The sequence below is a fragment of the Kribbella sp. genome, assembly GCF_035655035.1.
Taxonomy (GTDB): Bacteria; Actinomycetota; Actinomycetes; order Propionibacteriales; family Kribbellaceae; genus Kribbella.
In genome coordinates, this window is record NZ_DASRVN010000584.1 from 1 (window position 1) to 3,722 (window position 3,722).

Consider the following 3,722-nt stretch of genomic DNA (forward strand, 5'->3'; position numbering starts at 1 on the left):
GGGTGTCACGTTCCAGCCGCGGCGGAGCGTCTGCAGCGCGGACGCGGCCGCGCCGGCCTGGCCCTCGATCTGGCTGTACGCCGCCTTCTCGACCTTGCGGCCGAAGATGATCGTGGTGGCCAGGAACGCGATCGCCACGCCCAGCGGCAGCCAGACCAGCAGCGGCCCGACCACCAGCGCGAGCACGACGAACACCGCGACGATGCCGAGGAAGATCCCGGCGAGCACCAGTCCGACCTTCGGGTCGGACTTCCTGGTCATCTGGTACGCCTGCAGGATCTGCTTCAGCCTGCTGGTCTTCTCTTCGGGCGCGTCGTTCTTGGCCATCTTTACCTGTCCTGGTTGTTCATGCGTGACTCAACGGCCTGACGGTACAGCCGTCCGGCGCGGTACGAGGACCGTACCAGCGGACCGGACATGACACCGGCGAATCCGATCTCCTGCGCCTCGGCGTCGAGCTCGACGAACTCCTCCGGCCGCACCCAGCGCTCGACCGGGTGGTGTCGCACCGAGGGCCGCAGGTACTGCGTGATCGTGATGATCTCGCACCCCGCCGCGTGCAGGTCCTTGAGCGCCTGGCTGACCTCGTCGCGGGTCTCGCCCATCCCGAGGATCAGGTTCGACTTGGTGACCAGGCCGTAGTCGCGGGCCTGGGTGATGACGTCCAGCGAACGCTCGTAGCGGAAGCCGGGCCGGATCCGGCGGAAGATCCGCGGCACGGTCTCGACGTTGTGCGCGAACACCTCCGGCCGGGAGGAGAACACCTCGGCCAGCTGCTCGGGTACGGCGTTGAAGTCGGGCGCGAGCATCTCGACGCCGGTGCCCGGGTTGAGCTCGTGGATCTGCCGGATGGTCTCGGCGTACAGCCAGGCGCCGCCGTCGTCCAGGTCGTCGCGGGCGACGCCGGTCACGGTCGCGTACCGCAGGCCCATGGTCCGCACCGACTCGGCCACCCGGCGCGGCTCGTCGCGGTCCAGCTCCTCCGGCTTGCCGGTGTCGATCTGGCAGAAGTCACAGCGCCGGGTGCACTGATCACCGCCGATCAGGAAGGTCGCCTCGCGGTCCTCCCAGCACTCGAAGATGTTCGGGCAGCCGGCTTCCTGGCACACCGTGTGCAGCTGCTCGGACTTCACGAGCTTCTGCAGCGCCTGGTACTCCGGGCCCATCTTGGCGCGGGTCTTGATCCACTCGGGTTTGCGCTCGATCGGGGTCTCCGCGTTGCGCACCTCGAGCCTGAGCAGTTTCCGTCCTTCTGGGGCGATCGTCACGCGTCCAAGGGTACGCGCCGCGTTCCGGCGCCGTTCCACCCGTAGGCTGAGGAGAATGTGGACACGTCCGGCGCCGACCGCGCGCGAGCAGCGGTACGACGTACTGCTCGGGGTCGGGATGGCGGTCGCCGGGGTGTTCGGGACCGAGCTGGCCCGCGGCGGGGCGCAGGTGCACGTCAGCCTCGGGATCGGCGGCGTCGAGCCGTACGTGCTGAGCGCCGCGGTGGCGCTGCCGCTGTGCTTCCGGCGCCGCTGGCCGATCCCGGTCCTGCTGGCGGTCGCGGTGCTGTTCATCGTGAACGGCGAGCGCGCGACGTTCGCGTTCACCGGCAACCTGGTCACCCAGTCGACGATGTTCATGGCGGTCTACGCGGCGGTCGCCTGGGCCCGCGACCGCCGGGTGATGAAGGCCGCGGTCGGGCTGGTGTTCGTGGCGATGTTCGGCTGGCTGACGCTGAACTTCGTGCACGCGCTGCGGAACAACGCGCTCGAAGGGCCGAACCACGCGCTGTTCTCGCCGTACGTCTCGAACGTGCTGATCGCGCTCTCGCTGAACGTGCTGTACTTCTTCGGCGCGTACTTCTGGGGCCGTACGGCGTGGGCGACCGCGCGGCAGCGGTACGAACTCGAGCAGCAGGCGACCGAGCTGGCCGCGCAGCAGGAGGCGAACTCGCGGCGTGCGGTGATCGACGAACGGCTGCGGATCTCCCGCGAACTGCACGACGTGGTCGCGCACCACATCAGCAGCATCGGCATCCAGGCCGGCGGCGCCCGCCGGGTGATGGACACCGACCCGGACGCGGCGAAGAACGCGCTGAACGTGATCGAGGAGTCCAGCCGGAGCGCCGTGAACGAGATGCGCCAGCTGCTCGGCATGCTCCGCGCCGCGGATCCGGACATCGACGTCGGTACGCCGGACCCGAAGGCGCCGCAGGCGGGCGCGGACCGGCTGCCGGCGCTGATCGCGGCGGCGAACGGGCTCGGCCTGGACGTCGGGTTCCACCAGATCGGGTCGCCCGCCGAGCTGCCGAAGACGGTCTCGGTGTCGGTGTACCGGATCGCCCAGGAGGCGCTGTCGAACGTCCGCAAGCACTCGACCGCGCGCAGCGCCCACCTCACGCTGCGTTACCTCGGTGACGCGGTGGAGCTGGAGGTCCTGGACGACGGTCGCCCGAAGCACGCGCCGGTCGGCAGCCGGCTGGGCCACGTGGGGATCCGCGAGCGGGTCGCGCTGCTCGGCGGCGAGAGCGAGATCGGCCCGCGGCCCGTGGGAGGATTCCGGGTCCGGGTACGCATCCCGTTGAAGAGCCCTCTAGGAGTTGTTGCCGGTGATTGAGCGAAGCGAGATCACAATCCAGCACAGCTTGACTTGTGCCTCGTCGGCGCCCGGAGCGAAGCGAGGACGACGATGAGTTTGCCGATGCGGGTGCTGCTGGTGGACGACCAGGACCTGGTCCGCGCCGGGTTCCGGATGATTCTGTCGGTCGAGCCGGAGATCGAGGTCGTCGGTGAGGCGTCCGACGGCGAGAAGGCGATCGAGCTGGCGCTGGCGTTGCGGCCCGACGTCGTACTGATGGACGTCCAGATGCCCGGCATGGACGGGATCACCGCGACCCAGCGGATCGTGTCCGAGGACGCCGGGAAGGTGGTCATCCTGACGACCTTCGACCGCGACGACTACCTGTTCGAGTCGCTCGGGGCCGGTGCGAGCGGCTTCCTGCTCAAGAACACCGCGCCCGAGGACCTGGTCGAGGCGATCCAGATCGTGCACTCCGGGCATGCGCTGCTGGCGCCGGAGGTGACCCGGCGGGTGATAAAGCGGTTCACCGGCGGCGGCGAGCGCGTGTACCGGCCGGACCTGCTGGCCGAACTGACCGAACGCGAACGCGAGGTCCTGGGGCTGATCGCCCGCGGCCTCACCAACACCGAGATCGCCACCCAGTTGTACGTCGGCGAGGCCACGGTCAAGACCCACGTCTCCCGCGTCCTGCTCAAACTCGGCCTCCGCGACCGCGTCCAGGCGGTCGTCTTCGCGTACGAGTGCGGCCTGGTGACCCCGGGCGACGACGCATCGAGCTGATCGGCGGATCGCCAGGCCATCACAATCCGCCGGCGGAGCGCCATGCCCGCGAGGCACGCCGGCCGGCCGCCGATTGTGATGGCCTGCAGATCCGCCCCACGGATGACCCCGGCGATCACCCTCGCGGGCGACGTGCACGGAGGGTAGTTCTCACTAGCTTTGTCATCGTCGGGCGGACCAGCCCGGCTGGGGGCTGACCTTGATGGGAACGGTGACACATGCTCAGGGTGGAAGGACTCACCCGGCGGTTCGGTGATCATCTGGCGCTGGACGACGTGACCTTCGACGTCGTACCGGGACGGATGACCGGGTTCGTCGGGGCCAACGGGGCCGGGAAGACGACGACGATGCGGATCATCCTCGGCGTCCTGGCG

The 3,722-nt window shown here is 69.4% G+C and carries 5 protein-coding genes; 3 read left to right on the forward strand and 2 right to left on the reverse strand.

Translation table 11 applies throughout. The annotated features are described in order from the left end of the window. Both VFF46_RS31005 and lipA read right to left on the reverse strand, forming a co-directional pair. Positions 1–327 (reverse strand): DUF4191 family protein (locus VFF46_RS31005; RefSeq protein ID WP_325040783.1); only part of this gene is annotated, 327 nt, incomplete at its 3' end. 2 nt (positions 328–329) lie between these two features. Beyond that, positions 330–1,268, reverse strand: coding sequence for a lipoyl synthase (lipA, locus tag VFF46_RS31010; protein WP_325040784.1), 939 nt, complete (start codon positions 1,266–1,268; stop codon positions 330–332). Between the two features lie 55 nt (positions 1,269–1,323). On the opposite strand from lipA, the gene VFF46_RS31015 reads away from it, so the two are divergent. The 3 genes from VFF46_RS31015 to VFF46_RS31025 all read left to right on the forward strand — a co-directional run. Further along, the gene (locus VFF46_RS31015) at positions 1,324–2,604 is read left to right on the forward strand and encodes a sensor histidine kinase (protein ID WP_325040785.1); all 1,281 of its coding nucleotides are present in this window, start codon (positions 1,324–1,326) and stop codon (positions 2,602–2,604) included. Between the two features lie 72 nt (positions 2,605–2,676). Further along, on the forward strand, positions 2,677–3,348 hold the full coding sequence (locus VFF46_RS31020; RefSeq protein ID WP_325040786.1) for a response regulator transcription factor: 672 nt from the start codon (positions 2,677–2,679) through the stop codon (positions 3,346–3,348). A 218-nt stretch (positions 3,349–3,566) separates the two neighbouring features. Further along, a partial coding sequence (locus VFF46_RS31025; RefSeq protein WP_325040787.1) for an ATP-binding cassette domain-containing protein occupies positions 3,567–3,722 on the forward strand: 156 nt, incomplete at its 3' end.

Coding starts and splice junctions, on each gene's coding strand:
- VFF46_RS31015 (WP_325040785.1), top strand. CDS start 1,324: ATGTGGACACGTCCGGCGCCGACCGCGCGCGAGCAGCGGTACGACGTA.
- VFF46_RS31020 (WP_325040786.1), top strand. CDS start 2,677: ATGAGTTTGCCGATGCGGGTGCTGCTGGTGGACGACCAGGACCTGGTC.